This window comes from Campylobacter sp. CNRCH_2013_0671h, from assembly GCF_025773055.1.
GTDB lineage: Bacteria > Campylobacterota > Campylobacteria > Campylobacterales > Campylobacteraceae > Campylobacter_D > Campylobacter_D lari_D.
The window spans coordinates 71,280-91,632 of sequence record NZ_JAKMTG010000003.1 but is presented as its reverse complement, the minus strand read 5'-3'; the positions used below and the strand labels follow the sequence as shown (position 1 = coordinate 91,632).

Here is a 20,353-nt window from a genome sequence, read left to right as displayed (position 1 = left end):
GTGTTTTTTCATATAAGCATTTTAATGGAAAAATATTAGAAGTTTTAGAAAAAGAAATTTTAGGGTTAGAGAGTAGAGTTTGAAAAAAATAAAAGTTTTTATCATCAATCTAGAACACTCAAAAGATAGAAAAAATTTTATGCAAGAACAAATTCAAAAACTCTTCGCGTGTAATCCAAATTTAAAAAATCAACTAGAATTTGAATTTTTTAAAGCCATCGATGGTTCTAAAAATGAGCATTTGCAATTAAAAGTCACTTCCCATGGTGGTGTCAATTTGCACTTGGGCGTGAACTTAGCGATAGTGAAAAATCATGCTTTGCATCTCATTATAGTTTATGGGAAAAATGCCAAGAACTTAATAACCCCATCATCATTTTAGAAGATGATGTCATCTTTAGCGATGAGTTTTTAAACAACTCAAATATCATTGAAAAATTACTAAATAACTATGAATACATAAGATTTTATTACCTTTTTGATAAAAAAATACACCATTTAAATAATAATTTTTATATAAGTTACGAAAATATTGGTGGCACGCAAGGATATTTTATACACCCAAATGCTGCAAAAAAGTTTATTGAAAAAGCGAGATATTGGTTTAAGCCTGTAGATGATTATATGGATATGTATTATTATAATAAAATACAAAACATTATATATAAACCATTTTTGCTTGACTTAAATCATGTAGAAACTACTATAACACAAAGAAAAAAGAAACTTAGCATACCATCTAAAATTATAAGAGAAATTATAAGATTTTATTTTTTGATTTTAAAATTTACATATAATAAAAAACATCTTAAACAATAAAACCTTTGATAATTCTTTCAACTTTATTCAAATCTTTTTCACTATCTATATCCAAACTAGCTTTTTCATCCATTATATAACAACTCGTTTTTTCTTGCAAAAAAGTTGGGTTATTTAAAAATAAATTTGACTTTACTATATAAATTGCACCATTACTCATATAAGTTTTTGGTAATTTTTGCCTAGGCATAAATGGATATTTGTTATTACAAATTCCTTTTAAGTTGCCATTATCATCTATAAAAGCTTTTAAAATTTTATTATCGCATTCTACAACACTTATTAATGCATTTGAGTTTTCATTTTTAAATTTTAAAAAAGCTTCGTCTATATGTACATTTGTCCTTAAAGGGGAAGTGGGTTGTAATAAAACAATATTTTCATAATCTTTGTAAAAACTCAAGGTATGTAATACAACCTTATCACTAGTTGTATCATCTAACGCTAACTCTTTAGGTCTTTTTAACACATCTACACCTTGAGTTTTTCCATATTCTAATATATCACTACCATCGCTACTTAAAACAATTTTATCTACATACTTTGAATTTTTTGCCGCATTGATAGTATAATACAACAAAGGCTTATTGTGTAAAAGAGCTAAATTTTTATTTTTTATACCTTTTGAACCAGCTCGAGCAGGTATTATAGCTAAAGTCATTTTTTATCCATAAATATTTTTTGCTTGTTTATAGTAAATAAAATATTATTTTTCAATAACCTATAAAATTGCTCAGAACTATTTAAAATTTCTAGTCTTTTGTTTATAATATTAGTGCATTTGCTAGTATTTAAAATAGCTTCTAATATATCCTTTTCCTCTGCATTTACTCTTATTGTTTTATTAATGTCAGTTCTACCATCTTGTCTTGAGCCAACTAAAATTCCATTTACATTAAGATATAAAGCTTCTTTTATTATACAACTTGAATTTCCTATGATAAAATTGGCATTTTTTAACAAACTTATAAAATACTCAAATCTTAAAGAAGGAAAAATTTTAAATCTTTCATTATTTTTAAGCCTTTCATAATTTTGCAAAATCAACTCAAATCCTAAATCATTATTTGGATAAATAACTATATAATTTTTCTCACTTTTTATAAGAGCATTTACAAATTCTTCACTTTGTTTATATAAAGAGTTTATTTCGGTTGTAATTGGATGAAATATAGCTATGGCATAATTTTTAAATTTTATATCATAATATTTTTTTGCTTCATCTAAAGATATAGTATTATTTAGCAATTCTAAATCAGGAGAACCTATAATGAAAATGGATTTCTCATCTTCACCCATTTGTATTAATCTTTTTTTTGCTATTTCATCATTTACTAAATGAATATGTGCTAATTTACTAATAGCGTGTCTTAAGCTCTCATCTATAGTTCCTGAAAGCTCTCCGCCTTCTATATGTGCCACTAAGATATTATTTAAACTTCCTACTATAGCAGCAGCTAAAGGCTCTACTCTATCACCATGCACTACTATCAAATCAGGCTCTATCTCATGTATAAATTTAGAAAAACCATCTATTGTTGATGATAAAGCCTTATCCATCTGATAATACTTATCGTGATTTATATATTTATATATATTTTTAAAACCACATTTTTCTATTTCCATATAAGTAGAGCCAAATTTTTTACTCATATGCATACCGGTTACAAATATAAATAATTCAAATTCATTTGAATTATCAACTTTCATCATTAGTGATTTTATTTTAGAAAAATCAGCTCTAGTTCCACTAACAAAAACTATTTTTTTCATTCAAAATCATCCCATGTTAGTTGTATATTATTTTTTATATCTTTTTTTGCTCTTTTTCCAAGTATGGCTTCAAAATCCTTTGCACTTATGCCACCTTTTGAAGGTCTTTTTACCCAAATATTATCCATAGATAAAATTTCACCCTTTTTTATATCTTTTATACTTACTACACTAGCAAATGCAAAATCAATGGTCACTTGCTCTTCTTTTAAAGGATTTTTATTATTATCGCCTCTTAAAAGCACCATTTCTTGTGTTTGATTTATAAGATCTTTTAAAGTGCTTTCATCCATAGAGCAAACTATATCAGGGCCTTTTCTATCCATAGTATCCGTAAAGTGTCTTTCTAGCACACTTGCTCCAAGAGCTATTGCGCCTATACATGCAAGATTGTTTGTGGTGTGATCACTGAGTCCATAAAGACAATTAAATTCTTTATATAGTTCTAACATAGCTTGTAATCTTACTAAGTGTGATGGGGTTGGATATAAATTTGTAGTATGAAGTAAAACAAAAGGTATTTCATAATCTCTAAGTATTTTAACTGTGGGTTTTATACTTTCTATGCTATTCATACCGGTACTTATAATCATAGGTTTTTTAAATTGTGCTATATGTTTTATTAAAGGATAATTATTGCATTCACCCGAGCCTATTTTATAAGCACTTACACCCATATCTTCTAAACGATTTGCAGCAGCTCTGCTAAATGGAGTGCTAAGATATACTAAACCTTGCTTTTCTACATACTCTTTTAAAGCTAGTTCATCTTTATAGCTTAATGCACATTGTTCCATAATCTCATAAATGCTAATATTTGCATTACCTGGTATAACATTTTTAGCTTCTTGACTCATTTCATCTTCGACTATATGAGTTTGGTGTTTTATTATCTTAGCTCCTGCTCTTTTGGCTGCATCTACCATAAATTTTGCTATCTCTAAACTACCATTATGGTTTATGCCTATTTCAGGGATTATCAAAGGATTTTTCTGAGAAATAGTTAATTTTTCTATTTTTATTTGCATATTTTTCCTTTAAGTAGTGTTTTATGTCACTTGGAAGATGGAATAAGTCTTTAAATAGCTTATAATATATATTTTGTTTAAATTTTGAATTTTGATTTTGTATCCTGTATATGGTATTTTTATATTCGGAATTTGGTATCAAAATATCATTTATATAATTACTCGGTTTATTTTTTAATATGAAATTACTATTCTCTATAGGTGCTAAATCTATATATTTACTAATTAGGCTATTTTCATTTAAGGTATAGAAATTAACTTCATATTGCTTCTTCAGCATTTTTAAAGCTTGCAAATCAAATTCTTTAGAATGTCTTTTATTGCTGTCACCAATTTCAAACTCTGGAATTAATTTTAAGATATTGTTATTGTTATTTTTAAATACATATATATTATTTTTATCATCATAAAAATCGATACCTGTCAAATATATATTTTTATATCCTAAAGCAACAGCAGCAGCACACATATAAATTCCAGAAGTTATTCTTTTGTTTTCATAAATTTCATTGTATTTCACAAATGTAAGAAAATCATTTATTTTAGCTAATACTTCATGTCCTAATAATGCATCACAAAAATAACTAGGAAATAATTTTATAAAACTCTCATCATCTATTAATGGCAAATTAAAAGTGGAACATATTATATTTTCTATATTGTATTCTTTATTTTGTATAAGTTGCTTTGTTGTATAGTATTGCTCAAAAAATACAAAAGAATTAAAAAAAGCATATTTTACATTTCTACCTACAAAATATCTATCTTCAAAATAAAATTGATTACATCTAAAAACATCAAATTCTTTTGGTAATCTTTTATAATTTATCTTTTTTAAACTAGGTCCATTGCCACAAATTACAGCATTACCCCCCCCCTGCATTTATATTACCCTTCATTATTGATTCCTTTTTTTATAGTTTTATAATATTAAATGATATTTTGCTATAATTTTTAGAAATAAATAAAAGAGTATATATGAATAATCCTTTAATATCAATTATACTACCAACTTATAATGTAGAAAAATATATTGCTAGGGCATTAGAAAATTGTATTAACCAAACTTTTAAAGATATAGAAATCATTGTAGTAGATGATTGTGGAAGCGATAAAAGTGTAGATATAGCTAAAGAATATGCTGGCAAAGATAATAGAATAAAAATCATACATAATGAAGAAAATTTGAAACTTTTAAGAGCAAGATATGAAGGTGTTAAAGTAGCAGCTTCACCTTATATTATGTTTTTAGATCCTGATGATTATTTAGAGCTTAATGCTTGTGAAGAATGTGTTAAAATTTTGAATAAAAATAATAAGATAGATTTAATATTTTTTGATGCATTTGTGTTAAACAACAATAGTAAAATAGAAAGAAAATTAAATTTTCAAGAAAAAAGCTACATAAAAAAAGATTTTTTAAAAAAGCTACTAAAAACCAAAAATCTATTTTGGACAATGTGGGGAAAAGTCATAAAAAAAGAATTATATCTCAAAGCTTTTAGTCTAATACCACTGGAAAAAAATACCAAAATTAATATGGCTGAAGATGTTTTATTATATTATCCTTTAATAAATATCTCAAATGCTATATTTTATTTGAAGAAAAATTTATATAATTATCAAATAAGCAACTCCTCTATAACCGGAACCTTAACATCACTAAACATAAAAACAAATATACAAGAACAAGATAATGTTACAAATCTTCTAAAGAAGATACAACATAACTATAATTTTAATCTAGCTTTGCTGTTTTTAATTAATTATTTTTTATTGATTGAAAAATATGTATTATCAGGTAAGAAAAATTCTCTCTATTTTAAAATCAATATTTTTTTTAAAAAAAATCAATTTAAATTTTATCGCTTTCTAAAGATGTAAGCTTTTCATATATTTGCTTTAATACTTTATATTTTAACATTTCAAAGTCTATTTGATCTTTTAATTTTTCTTTATAATCCCTAATAAATTCATCTAAACCAATCCAAGCCAATTGATTGTAATCATTTTTTCTGTAACTTTTAATAAATGGAAAATGATAATTATTAAGTTCTGTATAAAAGAAAACTTTTTTTTCAAAAGATAAAACTTCATAAGATTTTGCAAATTTTGATTTAATATCAACTATATTCCAATTAAAACTATCCCCCTTAATTAATACTTCTTTCCAAAATAAATTAGTATTTTGTATCAATAAGCAATCTCCCGGGGCTCTTAAAATCATTCCATCTTTATCCCGATAAACATAAAAATTCCCATCGTTAAATACAAAATCTATTCTAGAATAACTAACCACATGATAATCTTTTTTGGGTATATAAAAACTCTTATATAATTTTTTAGCATCATAGTAATGGTCCACATCTATTTTTATAAGCCATTCTCCTTGAGGAATAAAGCTTGCAACATAATTATAATAGCTATAAAGTTTATTTTCTTCACCTTGCGGATTTTCAATTTGTACTTCGTAAGGATATTTTACTGGTATAAAAGAAGGATATTGCTTGCAAAATTCTAAAATAATCTCCTCGCTTCCATCAGTACAATCATTATATCCTATAACACCTCTTTGCACAGCAGGTAATATGCTTTCTAAAGAAGCTCTTAAGGTGATAGCTTCATTTTTCACTCTTATAAAAGCCCAAGGATTTAAAGGAGATTTTGGATCTTTTGAATTCAAATCAAAATCAAAAAAACCTTGATGTTTTTTCACACCATAAATAGCTCTGTTAATCTCGAGAAAATAATTATTAGAAAACAAGTTCATTTTATTTACTAAATCTTCATTTAATATAGAATTTACTTTTTGTAAAACAATAGTCTTATTGTCTAAAAAAAATCTTATTTTTTTTCTCACATAACTTATAGGTATAAAAAATAAAAATATCTTTATAATCACTTCTCTCGTTTTCATACTCTCTTATTTTTCTTTTTTAGATATAATACAAAAAACAACCAAGTGAAAGTGTATATGAATAATCCTTTAATTTCCATTATTATACCGATATACAATGTAGCACCATACCTAAAAGAATGTCTAGATAGCGTTATCAATCAAAGCTATAAACATTTAGATATTATTTTAATAGATGATGGAAGTGATGATGGAAGCTTAGATATAGCTTTAGAATATCTCAATAAAGATGAAAGAATATTTTTAATCTCTAAGGAAAATGGAGGATTGAGTTCGGCAAGAAATATGGGATTAGAATTTATAAAAGGAACTAAACTTAGAAGCTTTTTTGAAGATGAGAAAAAACAAGATATAATCTCTTTTGCCTCAACTCATACCTTTGACAAAAATACAAAAATAATTAACAAAGAAACTATAAAATCAAATTTTATACCTATTCAAAAAAGATACATAAAAACAAATATAGAAAATATAAATGATTTATTAGTGCAAGAGCTACCAAATTCTATAATTCACTTTTTAGATTCAGATGATTATTTTTTAAATGACTGTATAGAGCTTTGCGTGAAAGAAATGTTTGAAAAAGATTTGGATATTTGTGCACATGGATTTGAAGAATATCATGAAGAAAATTCTTGTTTTTTAAAAAAACCGCCAACAGACCTAATACAAAAAAGTAAAAAAATATTTTTTAATACCGGTATAGAGCTATTGCAAGAAAATAACTTTTTTCAGTTTTATTTTGCTTGGCAAGGAACTTTTAAGGCTAAAATTTTAAATCAATATAATCTTCGTTTCACTCATGGAATTTATCATGAAGATCATGATTTTGGAACTATATTGTTTTGCTTGGCTAAAAAAGTTTTTTATATCAATACAACCTTAATGATATATAGAATTAGAAAAGGCTCCATAACAAATATCCAAAATACCTTAATACCACAAAAATTACCTAAATATCTAGAGCCGCTAAAAGAGCATTTTAGCGATTATAAAGAGCTTAGAGAATATTTTCACCTATACTGCCTACTAGTTATTTTTTTAAAAATACAAAAATTTGACAATCAAACCTCTTTTTTAAAAAAATCATCAAAAAGTTATTTGTACTCTATAGCACAAAAGAAAATTACAAAAGATCCTCTAAAAATCCGTGAGAATCTATATAAGTACTTAAAATTTGTTAAATTATATAAACTATATTACATAATTAGATTATGCATTAGACATCCAAAAAAAATAATCTCATTATTTAATAAAACTCGATAATAATCTAAATATTTTATATTGAATCTTTGATATCTTATAAGATTTTAAATCTTTAAGTTTTCTCTGAACACACAGTGGGTCTTTGCTAAATTTTTTTATCTTAAATGCATTTTTTATATAAAAATATAAAATAGCTTTTTTTAAAAACAAAGAGATGGTTTTATCTTGATAACTATTAATAAAATTAATTAGCTCTAAGGCTATTAACACCCAACTAGAATATCTAAAATATTCCTTTGCTAAAAATGCATCTCCATTAAAAGCATCTAATATATTTCTAAAATGAGGAAGTATGTTATCTTTAATGATTATCTTATCTTGATTTGTTGATGAATTTGTTCGAATTCTGTAATAATAAAATACTTTAGGGTAAACATAAATACTCTTAGCTTGTGAAAAAAGCAAAATTCCAAATAAATGATCTTCGGCAAAAATACCATCTTTAAATTTTATTTTTTTATCTATTATATGATTAAAATTTATCATACCTGAACAAGCAAAAGAAAAATCTTTCATCTTGCTTCTTGCTAAATGTCGCAACCATTCTAATGGAGTAATCTTTTTTTCTTGTTTTATATTAATATCTTTTAATCTACTACTTTGACTTTGATTTTTACAAGATATTTCATAGTATTTTGCTTCATCAAACCACACCACTTCTACCCCATCCATTCTAGGTACACATTCTTCTATGCAGTTTAATTCCCAATAATCATCAGAATCTAAAAAGATAATATAATCTATAATAGGATAAGTAAAGTTAGTTAAATCTTGTTCATTATTAAAAGCTTTATAGCTTTTATATACAGTATATATTTCATAAGAATTATTACCTTCTATATTAAATTCTATTAAAGAATTTTCTTTTAAAGCTTGAGTTTTGTTTTTGAGTTTATATTCTCCACTAAAATATTCTATGCCTACATTTCTAGCTGTACTTTGTCCACCATTTTTTTTATCAAAAAGAGTTATTCTTTTATCTTTTAGAGTATATTCTTTTGCAATATTGAGTGAGTTTTCATCTGTACTACCATCATTTACGAGTATGATTTCTAAGTTAGTATAGGTTTGATTGATTACACTATCTAAACATTCTTTTAGATATTTTTCTACATTGTATATGGGGATTACTACGCCTACGGTTTTCATATATACATAACCTTAATTATTTTTGATATTATATCAGAAAAACTTTTGAGGAATATATATGCAAATACAACAAAACAATTCTTTAATTTATAATACTTTAACAAAAAAACTAAGCTCATTTATACCTATAAAATCAATAAGAAGAAAATTAAGAAATCATATTCAATATAAGTTAGAACACCCCAAAGTGGCTAATTATCTTTTAAACAACTATATAAACCCTTTTTTAGATGGGAAAATTCCTCATTTTAATTTTGAAAAAAAACATCATTTTAAAAATGATAAAATTATTTGGCAATTTTGGTATCAAGGTAAAAATCAAGCTTCGCCTATGATACAACAATGCTTTAACTCTGTACAAGAACAAATGAAAGATGACTACACAATCATCATTCTAGATAAAGATAATATAAAAGATTACCTTGATTTTCCATCATTTGTTATAGAAAAATTAGAAAATAATTTTTTTGGAGAAAAAACTATAACTTTTTTTTCAGATCTTTTAAGAGTATGCTTACTTGCAACTTATGGAGGTATATGGTGTGATGCAAGTATATTTTTAAGCTCTAAAATTCCTAGTGAACTTTGTAATAAAGATTTTTTTATCTTTGAAAGATCAAAAACAAAACCTAGTAAAGAGAAATTGAAAAATTTTATCAAAAGTGGGTATTTTTCTTATGGATATTTTAACTGGAATGATGATTTTAAGGTTAAAATGCTAAGTAGTTTTATGATAGCCAAAGCAAGCAATACTTTTATTCAAACTCTAAAAGATATTTTAATAAATTATTGGAAAAATGAGCAATCAAATGAAAATCACTATTATTTTGTACTGCATATCATATTTGAACTTTTAAAAGAACATGGCTTTGTAAATGATACCTATAAAAATATGAGTGATATAGAATGTCATTTATTACAATTTAGCGCCAAAGAAAAATTTAATCCAACTCTTTGGGAAAAAATTCAAAAGCAAAGTTTTTTACACAAACTCACGCATTTTAAATCTATAAAAAAAGATTCAATGATAGATAAAATCATTTTGCAAAGTTGATTTTATCTAAAAATACCTTTTATTTTTTGCCAAATTTTCCAAAGATCATAAGGAATTTTTGTTTGGATAAAAGGTTTTATTATAGGTAATTTTTCTTTTAAATTTAAAGGATCTTTTTTAAATTTTTTAATCCTCAAAGCCTTTTTTACATAAAAAGGCAGAAAGGTTTCCTTTATAGCTTGAAAATTTTCATTTTTTTGATCTTTAAAAAATTCTATCAACTCTAAAGCTGTTATCATCCTACTTGCTGCTTTTAAATAGTTTTTTGCCTCTTTAGCATTTTCTCCAAAAAATTCATATAAGTCTTTAAAGTACTCTGATACATTTGCCTTTGTGACTTTCTTATCATGATTTGATATACTATTTGCTCTCAAACGGCACAAATACAATCTTTTTGGCAAAATATAAATATTATTAGCACAGCTAAATAAAACCATACCAAAATGAATATCTTCATTGATGATTTTGTTAATAAATTTAAGTTTTAATTGTTTTAAAAATGAAAAATCTATCATACCACCCCAGCTAAACGAGATATCCCTTGAACCTACTTTTATAGCTTGCTTAGCATAGTCTCTTGGAGTGATAGTACATTCTTGAGTGAAATTAAATATATTCATCCTTGTTTTTTGACCCTTATCTTCTATACCATCATCATAAATACAAGTATGGTCAAACCATAATACATCTACATTTTGCATTCTTATAACACACTCTTCTATGCAGTTTAACTCCCAATAATTATCAGAATCTAAAAAGATAATATAATCAATCTTTGGAATTTCTAATTTATCATCTACTAAAGCATTTTTATATTTATAAATTTTATAAATATTTTGTGGGTTATTGCCAACAATCTTAAAAATATTTAATTCATTTTCTTTTTCAATATATTGTATTTCATATTCACCATAAAAAAATTCTATACCTACATTTCTAGCACTACTTAAACCACCATTTTTTTTATCAAAAAGAGTTATTCTTTTATCTTTTAGAGTATATTCTTTTGCAATATTGAGTGAGTTTTCATCTGTACTACCATCATTTACGAGTATGATTTCTAAGTTAGTATAGGTTTGATTGATTACACTATCTAAACATTCTTTTAGATATTTTTCTACATTGTATATGGGGATTACTACGCCTACGGTTTTCATGCCTTATCTCCAAGTTGTTTTTTCATTTTTTATAGTTTCAAGATAAATTTGATGATTGATTTCAAGCATATTTTTACTATTTTCTTCATGGTAGATATGATAAGCCAGAGCATTAAATTTAAGCCTTTTAAACACTCCCTCATTAAATAAAAATCTAGCTACAAACTCACTATCTTCCCTGCCCCAACCTATAAATTTTTCATTAAAACCTTCAATGGCTTCAAAATCACTTTTATAAAAACTCATATTGCAAGTTTTACTACCTTTAACAAGCTGTGATTTTTTAAAAAATTTCTTAGTTAGTTTTGAAAATTTATATATACATTTAGCTAAAAAAATATTTCTTTGATTTTTAAAACCTTTTTTATTAAATGTCAAACTAAAATCATTTTTGCTTAAAAGTTCTTTGCTTTCATTTTCATTTAAAATAGTTCTTGAGCCTTGCAAAATAGTCTTTAAACTAGCAAATTTTAAATGATCACTAATGAAGTTTTTTTCTAAAATCATATCACCATCGATTAAAACAATATATTCACTATTTGAAGCTCTAATCGCTTTGTTGCGGCTTGCCGCAGCACGAAATCCCTCATCTTCTTGCCAAATATGCTCTAACTTACAAGGAAAATCCTTTTGATAAGCTTGTATAAGCTTAGCCGTATCTTCCCTGCTTCCATCATCAGCTATTAAAACCTCATCTGGTAAAGGCTCTAAGTTTTTAACGCTATCAAGCACCAAAGCAAGCCTTTCTTTTTGATTATAGGTTGTGATGATTAAAGCACAAGTTTTTGGCTTTTGTTTTTTTAACTCATATAATTTCATATATTTAAAAAAGGCCCCAAGACCATTGCAAGTACTTATGATAAAGCCTTTATAGCCATAAAAAATCCCTTTTTTCAAAACATAATTTCTAAAAAAAGTCCAAATTCCTCTTAGCAATGCCTTGCAAACACTACTTTCTCTGTGTAAATTTTGCAAAGCCCAAAGCTTAGAGTATTTTTGAAGCTTATCTAGCAAACTATCGATATCATCAAACGCAAAATGTCTCAAACCATTTTGCAACTTAATCTTTTTGCTATCTTCATGTAAAATCAAACTCTCATGCACCAAATTTTCATTAAAACTAGTATGGGTTTTATTAAACACTCGCATTACATGATCAGGCCACCATCCACAAGCTTTAATCCACTCTCCATTATATAAATTTTCTCTTGGTAAAGCTATGATATCTTCTTTATTAGGCTCAATTTGCCCTAATTCTTGTAAAAATTCTTTCTTAGTAAGCTCATCTGCGTCAATATTAAAAATCCAATCATTACTAGCATAACTTATGGCTAAATTTTTCAAAGGTCCAAAACCTATAAATTTATGCTGATAAATCTTGATATTTTTATAACTTTTACTAAATTCATAAGCAATTTTTAAAGTATCATCATTGCTATCATTTTCTATCAAAACTATCTCGCCAAATTCTTGCAAAGATTCCAAGCAAGCTTTTAAAGTTTTTTGAGCATTTTTAACAATCATTATCACACTAATTTGCTTTAAATCCATTTTATACCCTATAAATATAATTCATGATTGTATCTTTTAAATCTCTTATGAAAGAAAAAATACTCATCAGGTTTAAATTTAATCATCTCTTCACAACACTTTGCTTGATACTTAGTAAGCTCTTCTATACTTGCCTTGCTTGCATCTAAAGCCTTAAAAGTTTTTACAAAAAATTTCTCATCTTTTTGATACACAAAACAAGGTAAAATCATAGCATTTGTTTTTTTAGCAAGTACACTTGCACCTGCTATGAAATTTACTTCTTGGTTAAAATATTGTATTTTTACACTTTCACTATCCACTGCATCTTGATCGGTTAAAATTCCAAGCGATCTACCTTCTTTTAAGGCTTTTAGCATTTTTCTAAGCCCGCCCTTTTTTTCTATAAGCTCTATATTAAATTGCGTGCGATTTTTACTTAAAATTTTATCCATTATCACGCTATCAAGTGCTCTTCCAACTATGGAAATTCCTTGAAATTTAGCTCCAAAAGACAAAGCCAAAAGCTCCCAGTTACCATAATGAGCCGTAGTTACAATCAAGGGTCTTTTACTTTGCATTATATTTAAAATTTGCTCCTCATCATCAAAGCAAATTTTATCGATAATTTCTTCTTTGCTTGCATTTTGATTTTTGATAAAATCAATCCCAAATTTAGCAAAATTTTTATAGATATTAAGACTAGTTTCATCACGCCATTTTTGATCTTTTTCAGGAAAGCAAATTTTTAAGTTTATGTCAATGATTTTGCGGTGTTTGTGATTTAACTTATAAGTGATTAAAGCAACCAAATTTGCAAAAGAATTTAAAAGTTTTACAGGTAAAATCTTCACAAGGGCTTTTAATATATAAAAAAGGCTTAGATATACATAATTTATCATTTTTCTAAAAGCTCACAAGCTAGTTTAAAAATATCTTTTTCATCGATATTTTGTATGCAAAAATCACTTTTATCTATATGTTTTGAATGCAGTATTTTTTTACCTGCATTGATTGTTTTGTTGATATTTGTTTCATAAGTATTTCTTTGGCTAGGAGTAGCACCAAAAATCGTTATAGAAGGCTTGTTTAATGCAAAGGCTAAATGAGTAGGCCCGCTATCATTTCCGATAATTAAATCACTTGTCTTAGTTAAAGCACAAAGCTCACTTAAGCTTAATTTTGGTGCAAGTTCTATTTTCAAATGTTTTAAATTTAAAACTATATCTTTAGCAAAATTAAACTCATTAACATTACCCCAACCAAGCATGATTTTTGCACTAGTAAAATACTCTAAAAGCATTCTGCAAAGTAGTATCAAACGCTCTTTTGGGTAAATTTTATTAGGCATAGATGAGCCTACATGTATGAGTATATTTGGCGCACTTTCACTTAAAGAAAGCCTTTGTTCTAAGCTTTCTTTTAACTCATCATCTACACTAAAACAGCTTTGTTTTAACTCTATGTCACTATGATCAAAATGTTCATTTAACACATAAGCTACCAAAGAAAGATTACGCACGATAATATTTTCTTCATAATTACACGCAAATTTATGTGTATAAAAATTACTCGCAAAGCTCTCTTTGATACTTTCTTGATCAAAACCAAAAGTATTAGCACATAAAAATTTACTCACTAAAGCAGATTTAATCAAACCTTGCAAATCAATCACAACATCATATTTGTTTTGCCTAGCTTCAAAAAGCATAGCAAAAACTTCTTTGAATTTTCTATCTTTTAAAGGCAGGGCATATACTTCATTAATCATTGGATGATCTTGCAACAATCCTGCAAATCTTGCATCTACAAACCAATCAATACTCGCCTTAGGATAATGCTTTTTAATAAATTGCAAAACAATCACCGCATGGATGATATCTCCAAGTGCGGATAACTTAACCAAACCTATTTTCATATGCTACTTTATTTTTAAATTTTCTGTTATGATTTTAACAAAGATTTTTTTAAAAAAAGGTTTATCATGCAAGAATATATTTGTGTTTTTGATTGTGAGAGCATTCCTGATGTAGAATTGATAAAACATCTTTATGATTTTAATGGCGATGATTTAAGCATTAGCAAGCAAGCTTTAGAAAGACAAAAAGAAGAAAGTGGAAGTGAATTTTTACCCCTACCTTTTCATAAAGTTGTAAGCATTTGTGCAGTGATTGCAGATAAATTTGGAAATTTCATCAAAGTCAATAAAATCAAAGGCGAAAATGAAAAACAAATGCTAGAAGAATTTTTTAACTTCATAGACAAACACCAACCCCGCCTTGTAAGTTTTAATGGTAAAAGCTATGACATGCCTTTGCTTGTTATAAGAGCATTAAAATACAATATCAACGCAAGTGCTTATTTGGACGCAAGCGATAAATGGAATAACTACAAAAGCAAATTTGTAGAAAATAAACATTGTGATTTATTAGAATCTTTAGGAAGTTTTGGTCAAAAAGGCTTAAGACTTGACACGCTTTGTGCTATGGCAGGACTTCCTGGAAAATATGATGTGCATGGAAATGAAGTATTAGAACTTTTTTATCAAAACAAATTAGAAAAAATTCACGAATACTGCGAAAGTGATGTGTTAAACACCTATATGCTATTTTTAAAATACGAACTCATTAAAGGTAATTTAACCCAAGAAGATTATCTTAATATTTTAGAAAATTTCAAAGAAGAACTTTTGCAAAAACATAGCGATAAAAGCTATCAAAAGCCATTTTTAGAGGCCATAGAAAAAGAAAAGAGCAAGTTTTAAATTAATTAAGAAAAGTATATTAAAATAACTATTATTAAATATCACAAAAAGGATAAAAATGAAAATTTTAATCACCGGTGGCGCAGGATACATAGGCTCTCATACTTTAAAACAATTTTTAGAAACAAATCATGAAATTTGTGTATTAGATAATCTTTCAAAAGGTAGCAAAAAAAGTTTGGATGAACTTTCTAAAATCAGACCTTTTAAGTTTTTTGAGCAAGATTTAAGCGATTATGCTGGGATTAAAAAACTTTTCAAAGAAGAAAAATTTGATGCAATTGTGCATTTTGCAGCTAGTATTGAAGTTCCTGAAAGTATGGAAAATCCTTTAAAATACTATATGAACAATACCGCAAACACAAGCAACTTAATCCAAACTTGTTTAGAAACAGGTGTGAAAAAATTCATTTTTTCTTCAACCGCAGCTACTTATGGAGAGCCACAAACTCCTATCGTAGATGAGCAAAGTCCATTAGTACCGATTAATCCTTATGGACAAAGCAAACTAATGAGCGAAAAAGTCTTACAAGATGCTAATATGGCTAATCCTGAATTTAAATATTGCATTTTAAGATACTTCAATGTAGCAGGTGCTTGCATGAGTTATCCTATAGGTCAACGCTATCCAAAAGCTACTTTACTTATCAAGGTTGCTGCTGAAGTAGCCACAGGAAAAAGAGAAAAACTTTATATTTTTGGTGATGATTATAATACTAAAGATGGTACTTGTATTAGAGATTTTATCCATGTTGATGATATTTCAAGTGCACATTTAGCTGCTTTAGAATACCTAGAAAACAATGAAAGTAATATTTTCAATGTAGGATATGGACACGGTTTTAGCGTAAAAGAAGTTATTGAAACTATGAAAAAAGTGAGCGGGGTGGATTTCACAGTAGAACTTGCACCAAAAAGAGCTGGGGATCCTTCTGTGCTTATTTCAAATGCTGATAAAATCAAAACTCTAACCAATTGGAAACCAAAATATGATGATTTAGAATTAATCTGTAAAAGTGCTTATGAGTGGGAAAAACAGTGTTAAAAAAACTTTTTTTCATACTCAATGCTCATGATAAGAAATTTTTATTTGCTTTGCTAATTTTTTCTATTTTTATAGGATTCATAGAAAGCTTTGCTATTTCTTTGATCATGCCTTTTGTATCAGTGGCGAGTAATTTTGAGCTTTTAGAAAAAAGCTCCTATTTTCAACCTGTATATGAGTATTTAAATTTACCAAGTTATAAGATTATTGCTTATTTTGGCTGTATATTAATCGCCTTTTATATTTTTAGAGCCTTTTTAAATGCCTTTTATTTTCATTTGCTTGCGCGTTTTTCTAAAGGGCGTTACCACAGCCTTGCTTGTCGTATTTTTGATAAATACTTACACCTTGAATATGAAAATTTTACTAACAAAAATCAATCAGAACTTTTAAAAACTATTACTCAAGAAGTATTTCATTTAAGCACTTTAATTAGTGCTTTTTTACTTATGCTAAGTGAAAGCTTTGTGGTGTTTTTACTTTATACTTTATTGCTAATTATCAACTATAAAATCACCCTAGCTTTAAGTGCTTTTTTACTTTTAAATGCTTTTATTTTGATTAAAATCCTCTCACCCTTGGTAAAAAAAGCTTCCATAGCTAGAGAAGAGGCGATGAAAAATTATTTTGAAATTTTAAATGCAAATTTAAACAACCTTAAAATCATCAAACTCAAAACCAAAGAACAAAGCACACAAAAGCTTTATGAAATTCAAAGTGGGCTTTTTGCCAAAGCAAACATTAGCAATGAAAGCATGTCAAGCATTCCTAGAATTTACCTTGAAAGTATAGGTTTTTGTATGCTTTGTTTTATTGTGGTGTATTTAGTTTTAAGATATGAAAGTGATATTTCATCTATCTTAGCAACTATTACTATTTTTGTGGTGGCTCTTTATAGGCTTATGCCAAGTGCTAATCGTATCATCACAAGTTATAATGAAATCACATATTATAAAAACTCTTTAGATATTATTTATAATATGCTCAATGAAAAAGAAGAAAAACTAGGCGATGAAAGTATTGAATTTAAAGAAAAAATCGTTTTGAAAAATCTTTTCTTTGCTTATAAGGGTAAGAAAAACTTATTTAAAAATTTAAATTTTGAGCTTAATAAAAATGAAAAAATCGCTTTTATAGGTAAAAGTGGAAGTGGTAAAAGTACTTTAGTTGATCTTATCATAGGACTTTTAAAACCAAGCGATGGAGCTATTTTTGTAGATGGAATTAAGCTTGATGAGAGCAATATAAAAAGTTTTAGAAGTAAAATTGGCTACATACCTCAACAAATTTATCTTTTTAATGATTCTATTGCTAAAAATATTAGCTTTGGAGAAGAAGTAGATGAAGCGCTTTTACACAAAGTGATCAAACAAGCTAATCTTGAAAGCTTTGTAAATTCACTTGAAGATGGAGTGCATACTAAGGTAGGTGATTCAGGTTCGTTTTTAAGTGGAGGCCAAAGACAAAGAATAGCCATAGCAAGAGCGCTTTATCAACAACCTGAAATTTTAGTTTTAGATGAAGCAACTAGTGCTCTTGATCAAGAAAGTGAAGCAAAAATCATGGAAGAAATCTATAAAATTTCAAAAGATAAAACCCTCATCATCATAGCCCATAGGCTCTCAACCATACAAGGTTGTGATAGAGTATTTGAAGTAAAACATGGGCATTTAAAGGAACAAGTATGAAAATCACTTTCATCATAGCTACTTTAAATTCAGGCGGTGCTGAAAGAGTATTAGTCACTTTAGCTAATGAACTTTGCAAAAATCATGAAATAAATATTATTAAATTTCACAAAGAAGACTCTTTTTACAAGCTTGAGCCAAAAATCAAACTTTTTACCCTAGAGCAGTTTGACTTTTCCACTCTTTATAATAAAATAGCCTCGCGTATTAAAAAATTCAAAGCCTTAAAACAAGCACTTAAAGACCACAAAAGCGATGTTTTTATCTCATTTTTAGATACAACTAATATTGCTTGCATTTGGGCAAACAAAGGTTTAAATACACCTTTAATCATTAGCGAGCATAGCTCTTATACTTATTTAAAATCTAAAATTTGGAAGTTTTTACGCCGTATAAGTTTTCCTCATGCAAATGCTTTAACCGTGCTAAGTAATGATGATAAAAATTACTATGAAAACTTTGTTAAAAAAGTTATCAATATGCCAAATCCTTGTCATTTTAGCCCTGTTAAAGAAAATTTAGAAAAAGAAAATAATGTCATTTTCGTAGGCAGACTTGATCATAATAAAAATGCTTCTATGTTTTTAAAAGCCATAGCAAGGCTAGATACAAATTTACAAAATCAATACAATTTTTTCATAGCAGGCGATGGAGAATTAAGACAAGATTTAGAACAAGAAGCCAAGAATTTAAATATCAAAGTTAATTTTCTAGGTAAAGTTGAAAATATGCAAGATCTTTATAAAAAAGCAAAAATAATCTGCCTTTGCTCTTTCATAGAAGGCTTGCCAACGGTTTTGCTTGAAAGTTTATATTATCAAGTAGCACGCATTAGCACTAAATACACAAGCGGCCATAAAGATTTAATTGATGATGGAAAAGATGGATTTTTAGTAGATTTAGATGATGAAAAAGCTTTAAGCGAAAAACTCGCCCTTTTAATGCAAGATGAAAATTTAAGAAAAACACTATCACTTAATGCACAGCAGCGATGTAAAGATTATGAAGTGGCCAATGTAGCACAAAAATGGCTTGATTTAATCAAAGAAGTAAGGGTTTAATATGAAAAAACTAGCAATTTTTATTTATTCTTTAGGAAGCGGTGGTGCTGAAAGGGTTGTATCTACGCTATTGCCTGTATTAAATTTAAAATATGAAGTACATTTGATTTTAATGAATGATAAAATATCATATGATATTCCTGAAGTTAATATCCACTATCTTGAAAAATCAAATCCAAGCGAAAGTAATTTAGCTAAATTTTTAAAACTACCCTTGCTAGCTATAAAATACAAAAAACTTTGTGAAGATTTAAAAATCAACTTGCAATTTGTATTATTAAATAGACCTAATTATATTGCGTTAATGGCAAAATCCCTAGGACTTAAATCAACCCTTATTATCAATGAATGCACTACTCCAAGTGTGATTTATAAACATAATAATCTAAATTCTTTTATCAATAAATTTCTTATTAAAAAACTTTATAACAAAGCAGATTTAATCTTAGCAAATTCTATAGGAAACAAAGAAGATTTAATACAAAATTTCAATATAGAGGCTAAAAAATGCGATATTTTATACAATGCCATAGACTTAGAAAACATTATAGAAAAATCTAAAGAAAAAATAGACTTTAAAGATCCTTTTATATTAAGTGTTGGTAGGCTTGATCATGGTAAAAATCATGCTATGCTTATAAGAGCTTATGCAAAAGTTAAAACTGATTTAAAATTAGTCATTTTAGGCGAGGGCATTTTAAAAGATGAGCTTTTAGCTTTAATAGAAACTTTAAATTTAAAAGACAAAGTCTTTTTACTAGGTTTTGATAAAAATCCTTATAAATATATGAGCAAATGTGACTTTTTTGCTTTTGCTTCAAGTTTTGAAGGTTTTTCCAATGTTTTAATCGAATGCCTAGCTTGTAATACTGCCGTACTTTGCACTGATCATAAAAGTGGCGCAAGGGAGCTATTTTTAGATGATGAGTTTGGACTTTTAGTAAAAGTAGATGATGAAAAAGCCATGCAAGAAGGCTTAGAAAAAATGTGCAATGATGAAGCATTAAAAGCTTCATATAGACAAAAGGCTTTTTTGCGTGCAAAAGAATTTGATAAAATTAGCATAGCAAAGCAATTATTTGAATTTTTCAACAAGGCATAA

General features: G+C 27.1%; 17 protein-coding genes and 2 pseudogenes. 9 read left to right on the top strand and 10 right to left on the bottom strand.

The genetic code is table 11. The features are described 5' to 3' along the window. Positions 1-88 precede the first annotated feature (88 nt). Positions 89-819, top strand: a pseudogene (locus L8X97_RS08385) (glycosyltransferase family 25 protein). Here L8X97_RS08385 and L8X97_RS03235 read toward each other — a convergent pair. The 4 genes from L8X97_RS03235 to L8X97_RS03220 are packed head-to-tail and all read right to left on the bottom strand — an operon-like array spanning position 809 to position 4,503. Next, positions 809-1,480: a cytidylyltransferase domain-containing protein gene (locus L8X97_RS03235; protein WP_263662623.1), complete on the bottom strand. Its 672-nt coding sequence runs from the start codon at positions 1,478-1,480 to the stop codon at positions 809-811. The pseudogene L8X97_RS08385 and the gene L8X97_RS03235 sit on opposite strands and share 11 nt — an antisense overlap. Next, positions 1,477-2,592: a UDP-N-acetylglucosamine 2-epimerase gene (gene neuC, locus L8X97_RS03230; RefSeq protein WP_263662622.1), complete on the bottom strand. Its 1,116-nt coding sequence runs from the start codon at positions 2,590-2,592 to the stop codon at positions 1,477-1,479. Before neuC ends, L8X97_RS03235 begins: the two co-directional genes overlap by 4 nt. Next, positions 2,589-3,620, bottom strand: a complete 1,032-nt coding sequence (gene neuB1, locus L8X97_RS03225) for a sialic acid synthase (RefSeq protein WP_263662621.1) — start codon at positions 3,618-3,620, stop codon at positions 2,589-2,591. The genes neuC and neuB1 overlap by 4 nt, the downstream gene beginning before the upstream one ends. Beyond that, a complete protein-coding gene (locus L8X97_RS03220) occupies positions 3,562-4,503 on the bottom strand; it encodes an alpha-2,3-sialyltransferase (RefSeq protein ID WP_263662619.1) in 942 nt (313 codons plus the stop codon). The genes neuB1 and L8X97_RS03220 overlap by 59 nt, the downstream gene beginning before the upstream one ends. A gap of 95 nt (positions 4,504-4,598) precedes the next feature. Here L8X97_RS03220 and L8X97_RS03215 point away from each other — a divergent pair, with 95 nt between their 5' ends. After that, entirely contained in the window at positions 4,599-5,504 is a 906-nt protein-coding gene (locus tag L8X97_RS03215; RefSeq protein WP_263659295.1) for a glycosyltransferase family 2 protein, read from the top strand. On the opposite strand, the gene L8X97_RS03210 is transcribed toward L8X97_RS03215, so the two are convergent. Next, the gene (locus L8X97_RS03210; protein ID WP_263659294.1) at positions 5,476-6,537 is read right to left on the bottom strand and encodes a beta-1,4-N-acetylgalactosaminyltransferase; all 1,062 of its coding nucleotides are present in this window, start codon (positions 6,535-6,537) and stop codon (positions 5,476-5,478) included. The genes L8X97_RS03215 and L8X97_RS03210 overlap by 29 nt on opposite strands. 57 nt (positions 6,538-6,594) lie before the next feature. Between L8X97_RS03210 and L8X97_RS03205 the strand changes: the two genes are divergently transcribed. After that, complete coding sequence (locus L8X97_RS03205; protein WP_263659293.1) at positions 6,595-7,803, top strand: glycosyltransferase family 2 protein; 1,209 nt, start codon at positions 6,595-6,597, stop codon at positions 7,801-7,803. On the opposite strand, the gene L8X97_RS03200 is transcribed toward L8X97_RS03205, so the two are convergent. Next, on the bottom strand, positions 7,783-8,952 hold the full coding sequence (locus L8X97_RS03200; RefSeq protein ID WP_263662618.1) for a glycosyltransferase family 2 protein: 1,170 nt from the start codon (positions 8,950-8,952) through the stop codon (positions 7,783-7,785). The two genes, L8X97_RS03205 and L8X97_RS03200, sit on opposite strands and share 21 nt — an antisense overlap. 58 nt (positions 8,953-9,010) lie before the next feature. Between L8X97_RS03200 and L8X97_RS03195 the strand changes: the two genes are divergently transcribed. After that, entirely contained in the window at positions 9,011-10,006 is a 996-nt protein-coding gene (locus tag L8X97_RS03195; RefSeq protein ID WP_263662617.1) for a capsular polysaccharide synthesis protein, read from the top strand. On the opposite strand, the pseudogene L8X97_RS03190 reads toward L8X97_RS03195, so the two are convergent. The 4 genes and pseudogenes from L8X97_RS03190 to waaC all read right to left on the bottom strand — a co-directional run bounded on the left by L8X97_RS03190 (position 9,990) and on the right by waaC (position 14,611). Further along, positions 9,990-11,163, bottom strand: a pseudogene (locus tag L8X97_RS03190) (glycosyltransferase family 2 protein). The gene L8X97_RS03195 and the pseudogene L8X97_RS03190 sit on opposite strands and share 17 nt — an antisense overlap. Positions 11,164-11,166: 3 nt before the next feature. After that, positions 11,167-12,714, bottom strand: coding sequence for a glycosyltransferase family 2 protein (locus tag L8X97_RS03185; protein ID WP_263662616.1), 1,548 nt, complete (start codon positions 12,712-12,714; stop codon positions 11,167-11,169). A gap of 8 nt (positions 12,715-12,722) precedes the next feature. Beyond that, on the bottom strand, positions 12,723-13,595 hold the full coding sequence (locus L8X97_RS03180; RefSeq protein ID WP_263662615.1) for a lipid A biosynthesis lauroyl acyltransferase: 873 nt from the start codon (positions 13,593-13,595) through the stop codon (positions 12,723-12,725). Then, positions 13,592-14,611 carry a lipopolysaccharide heptosyltransferase I gene (gene waaC, locus L8X97_RS03175; RefSeq protein ID WP_257938865.1) on the bottom strand — a complete coding sequence of 340 codons (1,020 nt, stop codon included), beginning with the start codon at positions 14,609-14,611 and terminating at the stop codon, positions 13,592-13,594. The genes L8X97_RS03180 and waaC overlap by 4 nt, the downstream gene beginning before the upstream one ends. Positions 14,612-14,677: 66 nt before the next feature. Here waaC and L8X97_RS03170 point away from each other — a divergent pair, with 66 nt between their 5' ends. Genes L8X97_RS03170 through L8X97_RS03150 form a run of 5 tightly spaced genes read left to right on the top strand, consistent with a single transcriptional unit; the run spans position 14,678 to position 20,353 of the window. Further along, positions 14,678-15,457, top strand: coding sequence for a 3'-5' exonuclease (locus L8X97_RS03170; RefSeq protein WP_263662614.1), 780 nt, complete (start codon positions 14,678-14,680; stop codon positions 15,455-15,457). A 58-nt stretch (positions 15,458-15,515) separates the two neighbouring features. Then, complete coding sequence (gene galE, locus L8X97_RS03165; protein WP_263662612.1) at positions 15,516-16,502, top strand: UDP-glucose 4-epimerase GalE; 987 nt, start codon at positions 15,516-15,518, stop codon at positions 16,500-16,502. Then, positions 16,496-18,190 (top strand): ABC transporter ATP-binding protein, encoded by a 1,695-nt coding sequence (locus L8X97_RS03160; protein ID WP_263662611.1) that lies wholly within the window; start codon positions 16,496-16,498, stop codon positions 18,188-18,190. Before galE ends, L8X97_RS03160 begins: the two co-directional genes overlap by 7 nt. After that, positions 18,187-19,251, top strand: a complete 1,065-nt coding sequence (locus L8X97_RS03155) for a glycosyltransferase (protein ID WP_263662609.1) — start codon at positions 18,187-18,189, stop codon at positions 19,249-19,251. Before L8X97_RS03160 ends, L8X97_RS03155 begins: the two co-directional genes overlap by 4 nt. Position 19,252: 1 nt before the next feature. After that, positions 19,253-20,353: a glycosyltransferase gene (locus L8X97_RS03150; protein ID WP_263662607.1), complete on the top strand. Its 1,101-nt coding sequence runs from the start codon at positions 19,253-19,255 to the stop codon at positions 20,351-20,353.